Source organism: Pseudooceanicola aestuarii (assembly GCF_010614805.1).
Lineage (GTDB): Bacteria > Pseudomonadota > Alphaproteobacteria > Rhodobacterales > Rhodobacteraceae > Pseudooceanicola > Pseudooceanicola aestuarii.
Genome location: NZ_JAAFZC010000003.1, coordinates 170,010 through 189,531, shown reverse-complemented (window position 1 = coordinate 189,531; position 19,522 = coordinate 170,010). Strand labels below are relative to the sequence as shown.

Below are 19,522 nucleotides of genomic sequence, written 5' to 3'. Positions count from 1 at the left end.
CCCCGCAGCGTCGGGCGCGCCGAAGGGCCGGATCAGCGCAGTTTGTAGCCGCTGAACCCCGCCGCGCTGACCGCCTCGATATCGATGGTGATCGGCACGAAGGCACCGGAGCCGGAAGCTGCGCTGACCGCGCCCGCCATCAATTGCACCGCCCCGCTGGAAGCGGAGGCAACGCCGCTGGTGGCATCGCTGATCGCCACGTAGCGTCGGATCAGCCCTTCGACCACGTCGGGGTCTTTCAGGGTCGTCAGGTCGATGCGCGCGCTGATGATCTCCGCCTGCCGGTCGATATCCAGACCCGACATCGCCGAGGGCAGGCCAAAGGCGGTCTGGAAGAATTCCGTCAGTTCCGCATCCTTGAGGATATCGAACGGGCTCTCGATCTCGGCCGCCTGGCGCCGGAATTCCAGCGCCGTGCCCAGGGTGGCGTTCTGATCGGCGGTGTCGTTCAGGAAATGCCGTTCGACATAGCGATCCACCATCCGGTCCTGCCAGCGGGTCAGGGCGGTGTTGATGTTCCCCTCTCCGTCGGTGCCGAACCCCATCTCGTCGTACAGATCCTGGAACCGGCTGTCGGTCATCCGGTTGATCAGCGCGTCGCTGTCCTCGACATTGCTTTTGAGGATCGCCTTGACCATTGCCTTGCCGAAGATCTGATCCTCCAGGTCGAAAGCCCGCATGACGAACCCGTAAAGTTCGGGATCCTCCAGCAGATCGTCGACGGTTTCCACCTGGTCGATGTTCTCGCGGAAATGGTCGATCGCGCGGCTGTGGCGCGCGTCGTTGCGGATCATCGACAGCTGGGTCTCCTCGGTCGCATCGACCAGGTGAAGCGCGGTCAGCGTGGAAAACCCGGAGAGCGAGATCATGCCGTGCGCGCCGCCTTGACCAGGGTGACGCGCGGGCGCGGCGGGCTGTCGCCTGCCGCCTCTGCCGGGACAATCCCATCGCCCAGGATCTCAGCTTCGCGCTCCAGCAGCGGGCGCAGGTGGCGCAACGCCCGGAAGAAATCGCCGGTGCTGACGCAATTCGCCGCCTCGAAGGCGTGGATCTGATGTGGCGGAACAAAGACGGTGGCCAGCGCAGCCAGTTGTTTCTGCGCCGCCGAGGCGAAATCGTCGCGCCGTTCGGGATCCGTCAGCGCGTTCTGCACCAGGAAATAGGCGGTGGTCACCGGGGTGGCCACGGCGGCGGGTTTCAGCAGGTCGGTTTCGCGGATGATGTCGGCCCGGCTTTCCACCGACATGGTCGTCTTTCGACCGCCGTTGCGCATCATGCAGCCGTTGATCACGACCTTCTCAAAGGGTTTCAAGGTGAGTTTGAGGCTCATCGGTTCCCACCTGTTGAGAAGAGGGCGCGCGCGACAGCCCCGCAAGGATATTGGTGTTGACGTCGATCAGCCCCGACAGTCCTGGGCCGCCGCCCATCAGGGTCAGCGTCTGCCGGTCCACCCACAGCGCGATGGACAGCAGTTGCGCCCGCAGGTTGGGCGGCAGGCTGTTGTTCTCATGCGCCAGGTCGTCGCGCAGCGTCGCCCACAGCTTGCGGTTGTCGGCCAACGCGGCGCGCAGGCCACCGGCCAGCAGTGCGGCGCGGGCCTCGCGGGTGGTGGCGGCGTTGAAATCGGGACGGAATTCAGCCAGTCGGCCAGTGATCCGGGAGAATACGCGGGTTTCGATCTGCCGGGGGGATTCACTCTCCCGGATGGTGCGCTTGTACGCAGCAATGCTCATCTTGTCTGCCTCGTCTCGCCTGTCGTGTGGCGTGTGCCATGGTGGTGCCCGGGCCGGGTTGGTCCCGCCTCGGATCGGGGTAAAGGGGCGCCACGGGGGCGCCCCCTCGTCCTGTCAACTGACGGCCCTGAAGCCGTCACCGCCAACTTACCTGAAGAGAGACAGGATGTTCTGCGGCGCCTGGTTGGCAATCGAGAGCGATTGCGTCGCCAGCTGTTGCTGCACCTGGAGGGATTGAAGGCGCGCGGCCTCCTCCTCCATATCGGCGTCGATCATGCTGCCGATCCCGCTGTCGATGCGGTCGGTCAGTTCACCCAGGAACTCCTTCTGCATTTCCACCGATTTTTCGGCAATGCCGAAGGAGGTGGCGGATGCGATGGCGCTGGCCAGGGTGGATTCCGCTGCCTGCAGGTCCCCTTTCTGGAGTGCGGTGGTCGAGCTGGTATTCAGGTTGATGGCCGCAAGGGCCGACTGGATGGCGCCCAGATCCTGCTGGTTGAACGTGACGGTGGTCGTGTCGACCGACCCCGCCGCCGTCCGGCTGATGCCGGTGACGACGGTCACGGCGGATGTGCCATTCACCAGGTCGGACCCGTTGAAGGTCGCCTGGTTGATGGTCGTCTGGATGCGTGCCGACAGCTCGTCCAGCTCCAGCTGGACGTTCTTGCGCGTTTCAGCGGTCCCGCCCTGGGCAAAGGCCACGCGTTCCACGAACTCTTCGGCCAGGTCCACCACCGTTTCGGCGCCAAGACGGGCCGAGGAGATGGAGTTCTGCGTCAGGGTCAGGCTTTCATCGATCGCCTTGTAGATCCGCGAGTCGCCGCTCATCGTCTCGGAGATCGAGAAATAGGCGGCATTGTCCTTGCCCGAGCTGATGTTCAGGCCGGTGCTGATGCGATCCTGAGTGGTGTTCAGGTTGCTGTTGATGTCACGCAGGGTGGACAGCGCCGACATGGCGCTGGCATTGGTAAGAATAGATGACATTTCTTGTCCTCAATGTTCTTTTTTTGTTGGTCTTCGTCTTTCTGACGAAAACGGGAACTGCCCGTGAAAAGGCAGATTGAAGGACAAGGTTAAACGAAGGTTAATCTCAGACCGATTGATCGAAACGTTGCGTCGGCGCAACAGGCCCCGTCCCGGCAGAGCCGTCCCGGTCATAAAGCCCGCGCAGGCTGTGCCGGTCGCGTATTCGTTCGATCTCCCGCGCGACAGAGGCCGTGGCCTCCGTCATTCGGCGCAGGATGTCCATGTCCTGGTGCAGCAGGTCTCGCAGCTCCGACAGCTTGGCGCGCAGGCGTTCGGCGCGCGGGCTGTCGCCTTCCAACAGCGGCGCGGGATCGGCGAATGCCGCCTCCACCTCTGCCAGCAGTTGCTGCTTGCGGGGGAACTGCACTTCGATCTCGGCCAGATTGCCCTGGCCGATGGCCGCGATCTCGTCGCGCAGGACACGGGCCAGCCGGTCGATCAGAGCCTCGGCGGCGGCTTGGCTTGTGGTGGTGAGCTGCGGTGCGGTCATCAGCTCTCTCCCAGCTTGCGGGTCGTGTCATAGGCGTCCAGCGCCCGCCCGACCTGCTGCGCCAGCCCGATGCCACCCTGCGCTGCCAGCTGTTCGGCCGTGGCCTCTGCCAGGAAATAGCGCCAATGCTCTTCGGCCGTGCCGGCGCCCAGGCTGCCGATATCGACCTCCTTCAGCATCTCGTCGAACATCTGGGTCAGGTACATCTTCTCGAATTCGCGCGCCGCGCTGGACGGTGCATCGGGCGCGGCGGCGCCGGGTTGGGCCTGTTGCGCCTGCGTGACCTGCAAGGCCGCCATCGCCGTCTTGATGTCCATGCCCCGCGTCCCTTCTCAGATGATTTCCAGATCCGCGTGCAATGCGCCGGCGGCCTTGATCGCCTGAAGGATCGAAATGGTTTCCGTCGCGCCCAGGCCGATGGCGTTCAGCCCGTCCACCAGCCGTTGCAGGCTGACATCGCCTTCGAGGATGGTGAAGTAGGATTCCGTTTCCTCCACCGCGACGCTGGTGCGGGGCACCACCACGGTGGTGCCGCCGATGGTGATCGGATTGGGCTGGCTGACTTCCGGGTCTTCGCGCACCATCACGGTCAACCCGCCCTGGCTGACAGCGACCTTGTCGATGCGCACGTTGGCACCGATCACGATGGTGCCGGAACGCGCGTCGATCACCACCTTGGCCACCGCGTCGGGCTGCACGCGAATGTTCTCCAGATCGGCCAGAAGGCTGGGCATGTCGGCCTTGCCCAGTGGTCGCACCTCGATGGTGGAGGGGTCCAGCGCGCGCGCGGTATTGCCGCCGAACCGGTTGTTGATCGCCTCGGCCATGCGGACGGCGGTGGTGAAATCGGGATTGCGCAGGCTCAGCCGGATGCTGTCCATGGAGGAAAAGGAAAAGTCGATCTCGTTTTCCACCGTGGCACCGTTCTCGATCCGGGCGACGGTCGGCACCCCCTCGACGATGGAGGCATTGCTGCCCTGCGCCGCAAACCCTGCCACGGCAATCGGCCCCTGCGCCACGGCGTAGACCTCTCCGTCCGCGCCGGTCAGGGGGGTCACGATCAGCGTGCCGCCCCGCAATGACGTCGCATCGCCGAGGGAGGAGACCACAACGTCGATCGGCGCACCCAGCCGGGCAAAGGGCGGCAGCATGGCCGTCACCATCACGGCGGCGGTGTTGCGCGTTTTCATCTGGTCTTCGGTCAGGTTGCCGACGCCCAGACGTTCCAGCATGCCGGCGATACTCTGCTCCGTGAAGGGACTGTTGCGCAGCGTGTCGCCGGTGCCGTTCAGCCCGACCACCAGCCCGTAGCCCACCAACTGGTTTTCCCGCACCCCCTCGAAGGTTGCGATGTCCTTGATCCGCACATCCGCCCGTGCCGCCAGGCCCGTCAGGGTGGCGCACAGGGTCAGCGCAAGGATGCAGGCGCGCAACATGTAAGGACTCTCCTTGGGTATTGTTCTTGGCATTCTACCAGCGCGGTCGGAAATCGCGCAATGATTAAAATTCGTTTAACCATGTAATTCTTGCTCAATGCTTGACTATACTTGTCTTTGCACGGATCATGGACATCGTTGCGGTGGATATGCACCGGACAATCCGACAAGGGGACCGGAGTTGTACATCTACCTGTACGAGACACGATCGGCATCTTTGCAAGGTCTGCTTGCGGATCTCGACGCCGCGCAATGGCAGGTTGTCCGGGTCGGGGATGATTTCTTCGACCGGCAGCTGGATCTGATCGACGGCGGCGGGACAGACCGTCCGATCCTGTTGCCGCAGGCCCCCGACCTGGTGTCCCGGATCCTGCGGCTGCGCCAGACCGGCTGCACCAATCCGATCCTGGTGCTGCGCCGCGCCCGCGATCCCGAAGCCTCTGCCGCCGTGCTGGATGCGGGCGCGGATGACGACCTGGTCGGCCCGCTGACGGGGGTGGAGCTGCGCGCCCGCGTCAACGCCATCACCCGGCGGTTCCACGGCCATGCCTCCGGTTCCGTCCGGATTGGCGAGGTTACCGCCTATTTCGACGGGCGCGACCCGGATGTCGCCGGTCAGCAACTGAAGCTGTCGCAGCGCGAGCTGGCGATTTTCCAGCAGATCGCCCTGGCCGCGCCGCAGATCGTGTCAAAGGCGTCGATCTACGATGCGGTCTACGGCATGGTGGAGACGCAGCCTTTCGACAAGGTGATCGACGTCTACATCTGCCGCATCCGCAAGAAGATCGAGGAAATGACCCATACCGGAGATCCGCATATCCAGACGATCCGCGGCCGTGGCTACCGGCTGACCCCCGAGGTCGCGGAGACCTCCGCCCCCTCGCATCTGCGCGCGGTCAGTGCCTCACGGCATGAAATTCAGGAAGCTCAGCTGCGACAGCTGGGCTGAGACGGCATAGCTGGCCTGCAACTGGGTACCCAGGTTGGACAGCCGGGTCGCCGCTTCGTATTCGTCCACCCCCTCCAGATCCAGGATCCGCAGGTTGTACAGATCGATCCGGTCGGCAAAGCGCTGGTTCGCATCCTCGATCAGGGCCATCTGGCTGCCCAGGGCCGTCTCGGCGGACAACAGGCCCTGTGTCCCGGCGCTCAGCGCATCGACGGCGGCACCGACCCAGGTGTCATAGGCGGTCGGGTCGGAAATCGTGGCCGCATCGGTCGAAGCCAGCATCGACAGACCCCGGATCACGTCGCGGAACGCATCGTCATTGGCCTGAACCCCGTAGCTCAGCACCGTATCATCGCCCACCAGCGCCTGCAGGCGTGGCGTCGCGCCGGTGCTGCCATTGTAGAACGTCGCCTCGAAATCGGTGGCGGGATCGGTCGCGGTACCGTCGAAGACCGCCGCGATTTCCGCCACGCGCGCGCTGGCATCCGCGCCGCTGGCCAGCCCGCCGGACAGGATCCCCGCCAGCACGTCAGCCGGCGCCAGCCCGGTGTCGGGATTGGCGGTGTTCCACGGCTGTAGCGCCCGGGATGTCCCTTCGGCCCCGGCGAACAGGGGCATGCCGGCATGGGATCCGTTGGCCTGGGCGATCACCGATTCCAATGCGGCCCGCGCGGCCTCCTGCAATCCGGCGGCGGTGCCCAGGGGCGCGGAGCGGTTGGCCAGCCCCAGCTCCAGCACCTCCGCCACGCTGTCGCGGATGGAACCAAGCGCGCCGGCCGTCGTCTCCAGCCGATTGTTCAGCAGCGCGTTCGCGTCGATCTGCGCCGCTTCGCGGGCCATGCTGGCGCGCAGGCTCAGTGTTTCGGCCGCGCCCATCCCCAGCGACTTGTAGACATCGGATTTCATCCCGGTGGAGACTTCGTGCTGCGCCGCGTTCATCTGCTGCGTCAGGTCGGAAATCGTCTGCCGGCGCTGGTACGAACTGAATAGCGACGAATAGCTGCGGGTCAGGGAAATCACTGCGGTCTCCTCAGAACGCGGCCAAAAGGGTGTCGATCATCTCGGAGGCGACGGACAACACCCGCGAATTGGCGCCATAGGCCTGTTCGATCGCCAGAAGCTGCTGCAACTCGTCGTCGATGTTCACACCCATGAACCCCATCCGCGTGGCCTGGATCGTATCGGCCCCTGCGGCGAAACTGTCGCGCGCGGTTTCGGCGCGGGCGCGGGTGTCCTGCTGGCTGGCGGTCATCAGGGCGATGTAATCGCCAAGCGCGGCGGTATCGGTCAGCCCGGCGGACGGATCAAAGGACATGTCGCCATCCAGCATCTGCGCGAAGGCCAGAACCTGCGTACTGTCGCCCGACGCGCCGGCGGTGGTGGCGGACAGCCCGTCGCGAATGCGCCAGACCGCGCCACCCTGCTCGGGCACCAGCGCGGCATTGACCGCGATGCGGCCCGCCAGGCCGGTGCCATGGAGCACGGCCAGGGCGGACCCGGCATCGGTGAACAGCCCTGCCTCTCCCGCGGCCAGGCTGGCATCCGCCGTCTCGAACCCGGTGATCAGCCCGGCGGCGATCTGGTCCAGCTGGTCCTGCATCTGCGGCAACACGGTGTTGAACAATTCGATCCCGCCGGTCAGAGAGCCTTCGGAAATCCCGCGCGCGCCCTCGGCGCCGGGTGTGATGTCGCGCGTGCCGGCCATCAGCGTGCCGCTGCCGGCATCGAACCGCAGCAGCTGCGGGTCGGACCCCTCCAGCAACGGCGCTCCGCCGCTGGCAAACAGGGTCATCCGGCCACTGCCATCGGTCTGAACGGTGAAATCCATCAGCGGCGCCAGCGCGTCCAACGCCTGGCTCATCTGGTCTTCGAGCGAGAGGCGGAAATCGCTCTGCTCCGGTTCAAGGCCGATGCGGCGGTTCAGTTCGGCCAGCTGCGACAGGGTGGCATTGGCGCTGTCCAGATCGGTCTGGATGGCAAGGTTCGCGGAGTGCCGGGCTTCGCCCAGGGCGGAATTGGCCCGGTTCAGCGACCCGGCCAGCAATTCGGCATTGGTCACCACACCCTGTTGCAACGCCGCATCCCCCGGCGAGACGGACAGCAGCGACAGAGCGGTGCCCAGTTCGGTGAACCGGCCCATGATGCTGTCTTCGGCACCGGGATCGCCCAGGACGGTGGCATACATCTGCAACCCCGACGCAACGCTGTCCTGCCGCGCGGCCCGCGCCACCTCTGTCCGGTAGAGTCGATCCATGGAGGCATCGACCGCGCGCCACGTCTCCGAGACGCGCGGCTCTCCCATTTCCGTGGTCACCACGCTGATGCCCCGGCGGGCATAGCCCTCGTTGTTGGCATTGGCGATGTTGGACGCGCTGGTCTGCGCCCAGCGGCTGGTGTAATCCAGCCCGCTGCGGGCGGCGTTCATGGCAGAGGTCAGGCTCATCCTCGGGCTTCCCGGTCAGGTCATGGATCAGCGCTTCAGGCGCAGCGTCTCGTCCAGCATCTCGTCGGCGGTGGTGATGATCTTGGCGTTGGAAGAATAGGCCCGCTGCCGCTGGATCAGGCTGGTCAGCTCCTCGGCAATATCGACGTTGGAGCTTTCGACGCCGCCGGAATTGATCACCCCCGCATCGCCCGTGCCGGGCCGCGCAAGGTAAAGATCGCCGGAATCGGCGGACAGGCCAAAGACGGAATTGTCGCTGGTGGCCAGGCCGTTGGGGTTCGACACCGTGCCCAGCGGGATGGAATACAGCGTCTGACGGGTGCCGTTGTCGAAGATCCCCCAGACATCGCCGAACTCGTCGAATTCCACGCGGGTCAGCGCGCCGCTCTGGGCGCCGTCCACATCGGCGTTCAACGGGGTGAAATCGCCGGCGAACTGGGTCAGCCCGTCAAAGCTGTCCGGCTCCCCCAGGGCGATCTGCACGACCTGCGGCGTGGTGCCGTTGTCGATCGTCAGTTCCATCATGCCCGTCGCCGGATCAAAGACAAAGGCCGCGGGGGCGGTGGCCAGGCTGGTGCCCGCGCCATAGGTCGCCGGCGCACCGGCCAGCGCGCCGCTGTCGTGGAAGGACATGGTCATGGTGCCGTAATCGGTGGTCGCGTCAGAGACCGTGACCTCCCATTCATTGGCATTGGCGGTCGGTTGCCAGGAGAAGGACAGGCGGTTCGCCTCTCCCAGAGGCGAATAATATTCCAGCGAGGAGACGAACGGATCGCCCGGCGTCGCCAACCCCGTCTCCTGCGAGGGCAGATTGCCCGTCATCGTCACCTCGGATGTGGCGCTGCCGCTGATCGTGCGGTTGGACACGTTGATCGGCACCAGATCCTCGAAGCTGGACCGGTCCACCGCGCCCAGCGATCCGTTGCTGTCGTATTCAAAGCCCAGCAGGTAATATCCGGCCGCGTTGCGCAGGAAGCCGTTGTCGTCAGGCTCGAAGCTGCCGACCCGCGTCATCAGGTTGGGAGAGGTCGAATTCTCGCTGATGTTGCGGTTCACGACAAAGAACCCGTTGCCGCCGATGGACAGGTTCGAGACCGTCGACGTGGACTGGAAACTGCCGTCGTCGCTGTTGGCATGGGCGATGTTCGTCGTCACCCCGGTAGAGGACGCCCCCGCCGCCACCGCGCCCGACGTCACCATCTGCGCAAAGCTGCGGCGATAGCCCGCGGTATCCGCGTTGGCGATATTGTAGGAAATCCGTTCAACCGCCGTGGAATTCGCCAGCAGGCCGCTGACGCCCGATGCCATCGCGTTGGAAATGCTCATCTCTGCCTCGCTGTCACGTTGTTGTTCGAGTCGTGCTCAGGCTGCAAGTAGTGCGTGTAGATTAAACCATGTTTAAAATTGGCAATTTTGTGGCAGCCATGAACCGGCCAAGAACATGCAAGATTTTCGACCCCCCGGCACTTGCGATCCGCGCCGGTCAGCGCGCCCCGGCCCGATTCAGGGCCGAGCGGCGGCATCAGGCAGGCGATCCAGGGCCTGGCGGGCGTTGTCCATCCGGGCCCGGGCGAGGTCCTCGCTTAGCGGCCAGAGGTCGGGCGCCTGCGTGGTCAGCCCCTGCGCGATCTCCGCCCAGCCGGGCAGGTCCGTCACGTCGGGAAAGGCCGTGGCGGTGCGCGCGGTCAGCGCCAGGTCGCCGCTGCGATAGGCGGCCAGCAACAGCTTGATCGCGTCCTGCGGGGCCATCGCGACGCCCTGCTGATCCCACAGCACGACATAGGCGTCGCGCGCCGCCGCCCAATCCGCCTGTTCGAACAGCGACCGCGCGCGGACCCGCTGCACCGGCAGGGGCGCGTCGGCGACGTCGGTCAGGATATCGGGGCGCTGGCCCGTTTCCTCGAAATAGCGCGCGGCCAGGGTCTGGTGTTGGCGATGCAGGCCGGGACTGTCGGTGGTGATCCCGCTGGCCAGCAGCTGCCCCAATTCGGCAAAGCGCCCGCCGTTCAGCAAGGCCTGCGCCTCCTTCAGCTTCAGCCCCGCCATCCGCTCGGGCGGTGAGGGGTCCAGCCCCAGGTCCTGCGTCACGATCAGGTAATCGGTCAGCACCGAATATTCCCGCGCCGCGACCCCCGTCGCCCCGGCGGCAAGAAACGTATCGGCAAAAACCTCTCCCATGCGGGAAAAGACAGGATCAAAGCGAAAGATCCGTTCCGCCCGGCGATGCGCGGCCATGAACGCCCCCAGCGGCATCCGCCCGGCCGCGCCGTCGGCATAGAGAACCTCCATCAAACGATGCGCTTTTTGCGTGGCGGCGCGGCTCTGCGCGGTGCCGGGATGGGTGGCGATCAGCCGACCGTAGGTTTCCAGCGCCTCCACCGTACGCCCGTCGATCATTTGCAGCGTGGCAAGGGCATCCAGCACCTGCCGCTCCTGCCCGTCGCCGCGCCACATCCGCGATTCCTGCGTATAGAGTGTGATCGCCTCTGCCACCGGCAGGGTTTCGCTGCGCAGGCCAAGGTCCACCATCGCGCGCCGCGCCCGATGCGCCCACAGGTCGCGCCCGTCCATCGCGCGGGCATAGCTGTCGAAAGCGCCCAGCAGATCGCCGTTCTGCTCTGCCACGCGACCCAGCAGCAGGTGATAGGCGGTGCCGTCACGCAGGGCCGGATAGCTGTCAAAGGCCGCGGCCAAGTCGCGGGCCAGCCGCCATTGCCGGCTGGTCACAGCGCATTCCAGCAGCTCCGGCAGGAACCGCGCCTGCACCGCGCGCGGGAACCGCGCCAACCGCTGGACCGCGTCGGGCAGGATCGGCGCGGCCTGGTCGATCTCCCCATGCCGCAGGTGCCACAGCGCCAGAAACAGCGGCTGATCCGCCCAACCCACATGGGCCGGACCCAGCAGCGCGGCGGCGCGGTCGGTCAGCGGTCGGTCTCGACGATCCACCAGCCCCAGAGCCAGTTCCAGCGCGGCGGCGCGCAGGCGATGCGCCGGCGGCAGGTCGGCCCCCTGCAAGGAGGCCAGCAACGACAGCCCCTCCGGCGCCATGGCATGGGCCAGGTGCAGCTCCGCCAGATCGGTGACGGCGCGGGCCTGCGCCGCGACCCCCTGCCCCGGCACGCGCAGCCGGGCGATCAGCTTGCGCCGCTCTTCCAGAAAAGGCGGACGGACGGATTGGAACAGATACAGTTCAGGCGGGTCGGGGCTGAAGACGCCGGGTCGGATCCGCTCGGGCCCCTGAGGGCGCAGATCGACGGCAGGGGTCATGTGTGGCGGATGCTCTGCCTGTGACGGGCCGGCTACCACAAGCAGCAGCAGCAAGGTTCCCGCCCCGGCCCGAAGCCGCCATGAAGGATAACGCGCCATGCTAAACCTGAATTCATGTTTATACTTGCTAATTCTTACCCCATTTCTCATAATACACAAGAACTCACCACAAAAACGGGTTGTTTCCCGTAGGGTCGCATGGATAATTCCGCCTACGTCTCTCTGTCATTGCTCACGGCGCTGGAACGGCAGCTGGATGTCACGGCCAACAACCTGGCCAATGTCAATTCCAGCGGTTTCAAGGCCGAGCGGGTACTGTTCGAAAGCTACCTGCAACCCGAATCCGGCACGGCCGAGGATGGCGGCACCAATTACGTGCTGGATCGCGGCTCTTATGTCGATCGCCGGCAGGGGGCGCTGGTGCGCACCGACAACCCGTTGGACGTGGCGCTGAACGGCACCGGCTGGTTCGGCTATCGCACCGCCGAGGGGCAGACCGCCTATGGCCGCGACGGCGGCTTTGTGCTGGACGCGCAGGGGCGGCTGGTCACGCAAAGCGGCGCGCAGGTGCTGGACGCGGCCGGGGGTCCCATCGCCCTGCCCCCCGATATTGGCGGCACACTGACCATTTCGGCGGATGGCACCATCTCCAGCCCGGGCGCGGGGGTGCTGGCGCAGCTGGGTGCCTTTGACCTGCCGCAGATCCAGAGCTTTGAGCGGATCGGCGGCGGCCTGCTGGTGCCGCCGGCGGATCAGGACGCCGCGGCCCTGCCCGACGCCGAGACCCAGTTCATCCAAGGCAGCATCGAATCCAGCAATGTCGAGGCGATCACCGAGGTGACGCGCCTTGTCGCGACGCAGCAGGCGTATCAACGGGCGGTGAACCTGATGTCGTCCGAAGACGACCTGAGAAAAGACATGCTGAGCCGTATCGGACGGCCCAGCTTCTGACACAGCAGCCAGGGGCAAGGGGACAGGACATGAAGGCATTGGGCATCGCCGCCACCGGCATGATGGCGCAGCAAACGAATGTGGACGTGATTTCCAACAACATCGCGAATGCCAACACCACCGGGTTCAAATCCAGCCGCGCATCCTTTACCGACCTGATCTACGAGAATATGGCGCGGGAGGGCGCCCTGACCGCGCAGGAGGGCACCACCCGCCCCACCGGCATCGATGTCGGCATGGGCGTGCGCACGGCGGGCACCGTGCGGCTGAACACCCAGGGCGGGCTGGTGCAGACGGAAAACCAGCTGGACCTGGCGGTCGACGGGCGTGGCTACTTTGCCGTCAACCTGCCGGAGGGTGGCCAGGCCTACACCCGCGACGGGTCGCTGCGCCTGTCGCCGGAGGGGCAGATCGTCAACGAACAGGGCTACGAGATCGACCCCGGCATCGTCCTGCCCGACAATACCACACGGGTAGAAGTCAGCGAGACCGGCATCGTCTCTGCCTACGTGGAGGACGAGCCGATCCCGGTGGAGGTCGGGCAACTGACCCTGTCGACCTTTGTCAACGATGCCGGGATGCGGCCTATCGGCAACAACCTGCTCCAGTCCACCGTGGCCTCGGGCGATCCCATCGCCGCCGTACCGGGAGAACCGGGGGTGGGCATCCTGCGCCAGGGCTATCTGGAAAGCTCGAACGTCAACATCATCAGCCAGATCACCGACCTGATCGTCGCGCAGCGCGCCTACGAGATGAACTCCAAGGCGATCGAGACGGCGGATCAGATGATGTCCGCCGCCAACCAGATCAAGTGATCCGATGCGCAGGTTCCTGATCCCGGCCCTGATGCTGGTCCTCGCCATTGCCGGACCCGCCACCGCCGCAACCCCCGAAACCCTGGTGGAGGAACGCGCCCGTGCCGAATGGGGCGCGCAGCTGCCCGAGGGGGCGGAAATCCGGGTGCGCGTCAACGGTCGGCGCCCGGAGGATGCGGTGATGTTCTCGGATTACTGGATGGACCGGAAGACCGGGCAGTTCCTGGCCAACGCGGTGCTGGAAAACGGTCAGGTGCAGCGCATCGGCGGGTTGGTCTGGGCCAGCATCGCAGTGCCCGTCACCACCCGCCGCCTGATGCCCGGAGAGATCCTGCGCGATGCCGATCTGGACGATCTGGACCTGCCGCTGAACCGCGTCGGCGCCTATACGGTGGTCGACCGCACCGCCCTGGTCGGGATGCAGGTGCGGCGCATGTTGCCGCAGGGCCGCCCGGTGATGCAGCAATCGGTGATCAAGCCGCTGGTGATCACGCGCGGCGACCGGATCGAGATCGTGTTTGACGACGGCCAGGTCCGCGTCTCTGCCCCCGGCCGGTCGCTGGAGGATGCCCATCGCGGTCAGGAACTGCGGATCGTGAACCTTGTCAGCAACCGCTCTCTCGTCGGCATGGCGACAGAGCCCGGCCTTGTGGAGATCGTCCGATGACCCGCCGCGCCCCTGCCTTGTGCCTGTTGATTGTTCCCGGCCTTCTGAGCGCCTGCGGAACCCCCGCCTTCGACCGCGATCCGCAGGTCAGCCGTGTCGGGCTGGACGATGCCACCCTGCGGGAGGCGCAGACGGTGCAGGTCCCGATGCCGCCGCCCGAACCGGCCCGCGTGCCCTATCGGGCAGAGCGTGCCTCGCTCTGGGAACGCGGCTCCAGCGGGTTCTTTGGCGACCAGCGGGCCACGGATGTCGGTGACATCCTGACCATCCTGATCGAGATCGACGACGAGGCGCAGCTGTCCAACGCCAGCGACCGCAGCCGCACGGGCGGCAGCTCTGTCGCCTTCCCGAAACTGTTCGGCTACGGCTCACAGATCGACAAGATCCTGCCCGGTGTCGGGCCGGAGGATCTGCCTTCGGACAATATCGTCGACATCTCCTCCACCACCGGCAGCGGCGGGTCCGGGCAGATCCGGCGCAACGAATCCATCTCCCTGAAAGTCGCGGCGCTGGTGGTGCAGGAATTGCCCAACGGCAACATGGTCGTCGCGGGCCGCCAGGAAGTGAAGGTCAACGAAGAGCTGCGCGAACTGCGCGTCGCGGGGATCATCCGGCCGCAGGATATCCAGATGAACAACACCATTCCCTATGACAAGATCGCCGAGGCACGGATCACCTATGGCGGACGCGGCGGCATCTCCCGGCAGCAGCAACGCGGCTACGGCGAAGACTTGATGGACATAATCCTGCCATATTGATCCGTCCTTTCGCCATGGTTTCACGGAAGTATCGCCGGATTCACCGGGCATAAGAACCGCTGACCCAGTGAATCGGATGCCCGGATGAAGACTTCTCGAATCGCCCTCGCCGTTCTGCCAATCGTCTTCGGCGTTGCCGGGTACGGGGCCGGCGTGTTGCTGACGAAGGACGATGGCGCCGCACCGCCGCACCGCGCCGAACACAGCGGCCCCCGCGACCTGCTGAACGGGCTGGCCGAGGACAACGCCCCGGCCCACGCTCCCGCGTCCACCCCGGTGGAGCATGAGGCCCAGGTCACGCCCGCCGCCCTGACCCTGCCGCGCAAACCCGCGCCCACCGCCAGGGAAGAGGCCGACCGCGCGCATATCTCGCCCGGCACCTACCGCGCGCCGCCCCGTCCCGTGGCGCTGAAGGACCCCGACGAAAACCTGCGCGCCATCGTCCGCGACAGCAAGGTGATCAAGGTCGGCCGCGTGACCGTGCCGGTGCAGAATGCCAACAGCATCACCTATGTCGTATCGGATGTCGGGGTCTCTGTCCGTGACATGGAGGCGGCGGAATATTTCTACGTCGCGCAAAACGCCTCGCGGCTGCGGGACGCGATCCTGACCTCCATGTACCGGCTGGCCGAAACGCCGGCGCTGCGCGGGGCCAGTATCGACACCGACATGCTGTCGCGCGATGTCTCCGCCGAACTTCAAGCCGGGTTTGGCAGCAGCGTCGAGGACGTTCTGTTCCTGACCCTGTTCAAGGCCGACGTGCCGCGCAGCTGACCCCACACCCGCCCATCGTGACAGCCCGCCCCGACCCGCAGCAACCCTGGCCGCCCTATTCGATGGTTTCCACCAGCCCCAGCTGGATCAGCTCACCATTGGCCAGCGCCAGGTTCGTGGTGCCGCCGTCGAAATTCATTCCCGTGACCTGCGCCCGCGCGTAGCTGGCCGTGTTCACCGCTGCGCCCTGGGCATCAAGCGCCCGGATCTCCACGAAAAACGTCCCGTCAGGCACGGGCAGCCCGTCAACATCCAGCCCGTTCCAATCCACGGAATGCAAGCTCTCGGCCTCTGTCGGCAGGCTGGCAATCTCCCGCAGCAGCACCCCGTCGGAGGTGCGGATCAGAGCGCTGACCTGCTCTGCCGCGCCGCCCAGCCGGTACTGGAACTCTGCCGCGCCATCGCTCAGCACCAGCTGGTCGGAGGGGGCGGTGACCGTGCGCCCGATCATCCCGACACCGGCCAGCGCCGCAACGCTGGTCAGCTGCGCCGACAACCCTTCAAGGTTGCTGTTGGTGACCACCGATTGCTCCACCTGGCTCAGCTGGGCAAGCTGGGAGACAAAGGTGGTGCTGTCCATCGGCTCCAGCGGATCCTGGTTCGATATCTGAGCTGTCAGCAGTGTCAGGAAGCGTTGGTAATCCGCCCCCAGTTCACTCAACGAACCTTGCGCGGCACTGATCTGGCTGCCGCTGGCGATGCCGGTACCGACAAGTGGGTCGATGGCCATGGTATTTTCCTCTCAGATCCGCAGATCGACACCGCCGGATGGGGCGGTGGCGGGCTGCTTTGGGGATGTCTCGGCGGGGGTCTCTCCTTCCGTCAGGGGGGCGACGGAAAGCAGGGCACCGGCGGGGCGCTGCGGGGTCTGACGGTCGCCGCGCGGCTCGCCACCCGTGCCGAAATCCGACAGGGACAGCCCCTTGTCGTCAATCGCATGACCCACCTCGCGCAGCAGGGCCAGCAGCCCGTCGCGATCCGCCCGCATCAGGGACAGGACGGCGGGATGCTCGGCCCGGACAGCTATACGCAACTGCCCGGTCTCGTCGGTGAGCACGTCAATCTCCACCCCGCCCAGATTGTCCGGCGTCAGGCTGATGCGCATCTCCGATCCGGTGGTGACCTGCGCGCGGATCTGACCGAACAGCTCTGCCGCCTGCGGGGTCGCCTGTTGTGCCGGGGTTTGCGGCGCGGCAGATGGCAGGGTTTGCGGCGCCTGCGCCACCGGCTGCGGCGCGGCCTGGGGCGGCTCCGGGCTGCCGCTGGGCGTGACCTCCTGCGCCGCGACGGGCGTCACGGGCGCGGTTGTCGTCCGTGCGCCCGTCGCAGCGGGCTGGAGAGAGGGCGCCGTTACGGACATATCCGGCAAGGACCGGGCTGGTTCGTCCGGTTCGGGGACCGGGGTGGCCAAGGGCGCCGTCATCTCCGGCGCGGCGGGCGCATGCACGGGACGGTCCGCCTGTGGTAGAGGCCGAAGTCCTGACGGTACCGGCGACCAGTTTTGTACCGTGGCGCGGGGTGGCGCGGGGTCCACACCAGTCTGCGCCACAGATGCCGGACCCGCCGCAACGGGCAAGCGCCCGGTCACTTCTGTCGCGGCGATCTGCGTCAGCGCGGGCGGCGTGGCGTCCGGCGTGACGGGCGCCACCACGGGCAGACCCGCGCCGGGCGGTTGCGCATGGGATCGTGGCGGCGTGGTCATTGGCACAACCGGGCCGCCCACCGTCGCAGGGCGCGCCCCGGCTTCCGATGTGCTGCCCGTGATCCGCCCGCCCTGCCCCAGCATCCCGAGCGGCACCGCCTTGCCCGCCCATCCGGCGGGAATATCGGCCATGCCACCGCCCGACTGCGCGGCAGCGGCAAACCGGGGCGCCTGGGCCTCCGGCAGGATGGCGGCGCGCAACAGCAGCAACACGGCAGGGGGAAGCGCGGCGACAGCCAGGCCGGTGTCCCCACCGCCTTGATCCGTCGCATCGAGCGGGGCCGCCCCGCCGGTGTCGGCCACCTGCCCGGCCTCTGCCATCCCGCGCAGCACCTCCCCCAGGGCAGGCAATGCTGCGGCCAGGCCACGCGGAGCGGGGGGCACCGCCTCCGCTTCGCCGCCGGGGCCGGACGACAGGGCGGCCAGCACCGCGGTCGCGCCCTGCCCCGATGGCCCCGTCTGCACGGCCATGATCTGCGACAGGACCGGCCGCAGTCGGGTCAACGCGGCTTCCAGCTGTCCCGCGATCTCGATATCCGAAAGGTCGGGATCGGCCAGCCAGGCCGCCGCCTCTGCCAGGATCGCATCGACCCGCGCCAGCGGATCCGCCGCCACGTGGCCCGAGGGCCCGGCCCCCTGCGCCACCACCTCGCCGCCGCGCAAGGCCGACAGCACGGCGGGGAACAGCCCGCGCGCAGCTGTGGTTCCAGCGCTGTCAGCCGGCGTCACCGCCCCCCCGGACAACCGGGCCAGCAGGGCCTGAAGATCAATCATGTCAGCACGTTCCGCGAAAACCCCTTGTCGATCAACTTGCGCCGCAGACGCAGGATGGCGCGTTTTTCCACCTGCCGCAGGCGGTCTGTGCTGGTGCCAAGATCCGTGGCGATTTCAGCCAGCGGATCGGGAGGCGATCGCAGTTTCCGCCGATGGATCACCGCAACTTCCTCTGCCGTCATTTCAGCCAGCGCATCCTGCAACAGCCGCGCCAGTGCCTGCTGGTGACTGTCCAGAACCAGCGCTTCCTCGGGACCGATATCGCCACTGACCAACATGTTGCGCCCGGTGGGATCGTCGTCCTGCGCCGCGCTGTCGATGGCAACGAGACCCTGGGCCGCCATGCGCACCAGGCGGCGCTCCTCTTCCGGCAGTCGGCCCAACTGGGCGTCCAGGTAGGTGCGCGCCGGAATATCGATCACCGCCTTGATCCGCGACAGGGCGTTGGAGACGCCGTTCATGATCCACCAGGCGGCATAGGTCGAAAACCGGACCTCCTGTTCGCGGTCGAAATTGTTGGCGGCGCGGATGATGCCGATCACCCCTTCGGCGGCCAGGTCCTCGAGATGTACAGGGTTGTCGGTGAACCGTGCCGCATGGGACCAGGCCTGGCGCGCGTGCGAGCGTACCAGAACCTCCAATGCTTTCGGGTCTCCCTGATCCTGCCAGCTGCGGATGGCGGCCTTTTCATGGTCAACTTCCAGAAGAGGTTCGCGCATCGCAGCGTGATAAGACATGGACATCATGAAAAACGCCCAATCGTTTCCTTGCCTGCAAGGACAAGTAAGCACAAATCGCGGAAATCAGGAAGTTTTGTTTGATTTAATGAAGGTTAAAACGCCATTGCGGCCGCCGCACCGTGGCCGGCAGCGCATAGGGGCTGACCGAAGGATCCAGCGCCTCCCGCAGCCCGGCCTGAAGGCAGGCGATCCAGTCGCCGACGCCCAGACCGCTGCCCGAGACGGTCAGCAGGTCGATCGGGATCCGACGCGGCTCGGGGGCAGTAAAGCACGGGTCGAGACGGCGCAGATAGGCGGTCAGTTGCGGTTGGCTCAGGAAATCGGAGCGGGCGAACAATGCGCCTGAGCCACCTTTGGCCGCGCCCCGGCACCAGAACCGGTCCAGGCTGTCGGCAAGGCCCAGACAGAATGGCCGCGCCTCCACGCCCAGATCCCGCAGCCGCGCGGTGCAGGCCAGGCGGGCCGCCGAATGGGCCAGCATGAACAGCGCGTCGGTTTCCCGTTCCATCGGCAGATGGCCCCGATCCTGCGCGATCAGCAGGCAGTCGCCAACGGCACGCCCCAGGGCGCGGGAGAAGCGGTCATCGGCGCCCTCGGGCACCAACACCACCAGGCAATCATAGGGCACGTCGAGGGCAAGTTCCTCGGCCAGAACATCGCCCAGCGGCAGCGCCGGGGCCAGTTCGGTATCATCCGTCAGCACTCGCGGCAGATCCGCGCCACGACAGGACAGAAAGGTCGCGCTGGCCGGAACCAGGGCTTCGAACGCGGCGGAAAACCGGGTTTCGGTGGTCAAAGGCATGACTCCGCCCTGCCAGATTAACGGCAAAAGTTCCGCGATACTCATCATTCTGTCCCTCACGTGGCACCGGCAGCACCCACTCCGCCAGCGTCACGTTTACTTTAGTGCAACCTTTTCCCACCGGAAAGAGAGTCGCACCGGCACCATCGCCAAATCTTGTGGGTAAGTTCCGGGCGGCGTCTAAATGCTGCGGCT

The 19,522-nt window shown here is 66.3% G+C and carries 21 protein-coding genes; 6 read left to right on the top strand and 15 right to left on the bottom strand.

Features of this window, described 5'->3' with window-relative positions; genetic code table 11:
- Positions 1-32 precede the first annotated feature (32 nt).
- The 7 genes from G5A46_RS17275 to G5A46_RS17245 all read right to left on the bottom strand — a co-directional run bounded on the left by G5A46_RS17275 (position 33) and on the right by G5A46_RS17245 (position 4,685).
- A complete protein-coding gene (locus G5A46_RS17275; RefSeq protein WP_163851552.1) occupies positions 33-869 on the bottom strand; it encodes a DUF1217 domain-containing protein in 837 nt (278 codons plus the stop codon).
- A complete protein-coding gene (locus tag G5A46_RS17270; RefSeq protein WP_163851550.1) occupies positions 866-1,330 on the bottom strand; it encodes a flagellar biosynthesis repressor FlbT in 465 nt (154 codons plus the stop codon). The genes G5A46_RS17275 and G5A46_RS17270 overlap by 4 nt, the downstream gene beginning before the upstream one ends.
- A complete protein-coding gene (locus tag G5A46_RS17265; protein WP_163851548.1) occupies positions 1,299-1,733 on the bottom strand; it encodes a flagellar biosynthesis regulator FlaF in 435 nt (144 codons plus the stop codon). The genes G5A46_RS17270 and G5A46_RS17265 overlap by 32 nt, the downstream gene beginning before the upstream one ends.
- Positions 1,734-1,880: 147 nt before the next feature.
- Positions 1,881-2,717 carry a flagellin N-terminal helical domain-containing protein gene (locus G5A46_RS17260; protein ID WP_163851547.1) on the bottom strand — a complete coding sequence of 279 codons (837 nt, stop codon included), beginning with the start codon at positions 2,715-2,717 and terminating at the stop codon, positions 1,881-1,883.
- 106 nt (positions 2,718-2,823) lie between these two features.
- Positions 2,824-3,249, bottom strand: coding sequence for a hypothetical protein (locus G5A46_RS17255; RefSeq protein ID WP_163851545.1), 426 nt, complete (start codon positions 3,247-3,249; stop codon positions 2,824-2,826).
- The gene (locus G5A46_RS17250; protein ID WP_163851542.1) at positions 3,249-3,566 is read right to left on the bottom strand and encodes a rod-binding protein; all 318 of its coding nucleotides are present in this window, start codon (positions 3,564-3,566) and stop codon (positions 3,249-3,251) included. Before G5A46_RS17250 ends, G5A46_RS17255 begins: the two co-directional genes overlap by 1 nt.
- Before the next feature lie 15 nt (positions 3,567-3,581).
- Complete coding sequence (locus tag G5A46_RS17245) at positions 3,582-4,685, bottom strand: flagellar basal body P-ring protein FlgI (protein ID WP_163851540.1); 1,104 nt, start codon at positions 4,683-4,685, stop codon at positions 3,582-3,584.
- Between the two features lie 181 nt (positions 4,686-4,866).
- On the opposite strand from G5A46_RS17245, the gene G5A46_RS17240 reads away from it, so the two are divergent.
- On the top strand, positions 4,867-5,634 hold the full coding sequence (locus G5A46_RS17240) for a winged helix-turn-helix domain-containing protein (protein ID WP_239521065.1): 768 nt from the start codon (positions 4,867-4,869) through the stop codon (positions 5,632-5,634).
- Here G5A46_RS17240 and G5A46_RS17235 read toward each other — a convergent pair.
- The 4 genes from G5A46_RS17235 to G5A46_RS17220 all read right to left on the bottom strand — a co-directional run bounded on the left by G5A46_RS17235 (position 5,590) and on the right by G5A46_RS17220 (position 11,344).
- Positions 5,590-6,654, bottom strand: a complete 1,065-nt coding sequence (locus tag G5A46_RS17235; RefSeq protein ID WP_163851537.1) for a flagellin — start codon at positions 6,652-6,654, stop codon at positions 5,590-5,592. The genes G5A46_RS17240 and G5A46_RS17235 overlap by 45 nt on opposite strands.
- 10 nt (positions 6,655-6,664) lie before the next feature.
- Positions 6,665-8,077 carry a flagellar hook-associated protein FlgK gene (gene flgK, locus G5A46_RS17230; RefSeq protein ID WP_163851535.1) on the bottom strand — a complete coding sequence of 471 codons (1,413 nt, stop codon included), beginning with the start codon at positions 8,075-8,077 and terminating at the stop codon, positions 6,665-6,667.
- Positions 8,078-8,104: 27 nt separating this feature from the next.
- Entirely contained in the window at positions 8,105-9,403 is a 1,299-nt protein-coding gene (locus G5A46_RS17225) for a flagellar hook protein FlgE (protein ID WP_163851533.1), read from the bottom strand.
- A gap of 177 nt (positions 9,404-9,580) precedes the next feature.
- Complete coding sequence (locus G5A46_RS17220; RefSeq protein ID WP_163851531.1) at positions 9,581-11,344, bottom strand: tetratricopeptide repeat protein; 1,764 nt, start codon at positions 11,342-11,344, stop codon at positions 9,581-9,583.
- 198 nt (positions 11,345-11,542) lie between these two features.
- Here G5A46_RS17220 and G5A46_RS17215 point away from each other — a divergent pair, with 198 nt between their 5' ends.
- From G5A46_RS17215 to G5A46_RS17195, 5 genes are all read left to right on the top strand, one after another.
- Entirely contained in the window at positions 11,543-12,295 is a 753-nt protein-coding gene (locus tag G5A46_RS17215) for a flagellar hook basal-body protein (protein WP_163851529.1), read from the top strand.
- A gap of 29 nt (positions 12,296-12,324) precedes the next feature.
- On the top strand, positions 12,325-13,110 hold the full coding sequence (flgG, locus tag G5A46_RS17210) for a flagellar basal-body rod protein FlgG (protein WP_163851527.1): 786 nt from the start codon (positions 12,325-12,327) through the stop codon (positions 13,108-13,110).
- A gap of 4 nt (positions 13,111-13,114) precedes the next feature.
- Positions 13,115-13,777 (top strand): flagellar basal body P-ring formation chaperone FlgA, encoded by a 663-nt coding sequence (gene flgA / locus G5A46_RS17205; RefSeq protein WP_163851525.1) that lies wholly within the window; start codon positions 13,115-13,117, stop codon positions 13,775-13,777.
- Positions 13,774-14,535, top strand: a complete 762-nt coding sequence (gene flgH, locus G5A46_RS17200) for a flagellar basal body L-ring protein FlgH (RefSeq protein ID WP_163851523.1) — start codon at positions 13,774-13,776, stop codon at positions 14,533-14,535. Before flgA ends, flgH begins: the two co-directional genes overlap by 4 nt.
- An 84-nt stretch (positions 14,536-14,619) precedes the next feature.
- A complete protein-coding gene (locus G5A46_RS17195) occupies positions 14,620-15,309 on the top strand; it encodes a hypothetical protein (RefSeq protein ID WP_163851521.1) in 690 nt (229 codons plus the stop codon).
- A gap of 55 nt (positions 15,310-15,364) precedes the next feature.
- Here G5A46_RS17195 and G5A46_RS17190 read toward each other — a convergent pair whose 3' ends face one another.
- The 4 genes from G5A46_RS17190 to G5A46_RS17175 form a co-directional block, all read right to left on the bottom strand.
- Positions 15,365-16,039, bottom strand: a complete 675-nt coding sequence (locus tag G5A46_RS17190) for a flagellar hook assembly protein FlgD (RefSeq protein WP_163851519.1) — start codon at positions 16,037-16,039, stop codon at positions 15,365-15,367.
- Positions 16,040-16,051: 12 nt separating this feature from the next.
- Entirely contained in the window at positions 16,052-17,785 is a 1,734-nt protein-coding gene (locus tag G5A46_RS17185) for a flagellar hook-length control protein FliK (RefSeq protein WP_163851517.1), read from the bottom strand.
- Entirely contained in the window at positions 17,782-18,531 is a 750-nt protein-coding gene (locus G5A46_RS17180) for a sigma-70 family RNA polymerase sigma factor (protein WP_163851515.1), read from the bottom strand. The genes G5A46_RS17185 and G5A46_RS17180 overlap by 4 nt, the downstream gene beginning before the upstream one ends.
- Positions 18,532-18,607: 76 nt before the next feature.
- Positions 18,608-19,327 carry a hypothetical protein gene (locus G5A46_RS17175; RefSeq protein ID WP_163851513.1) on the bottom strand — a complete coding sequence of 240 codons (720 nt, stop codon included), beginning with the start codon at positions 19,325-19,327 and terminating at the stop codon, positions 18,608-18,610.
- Between the last annotated feature and the right edge of the window lie 195 nt (positions 19,328-19,522).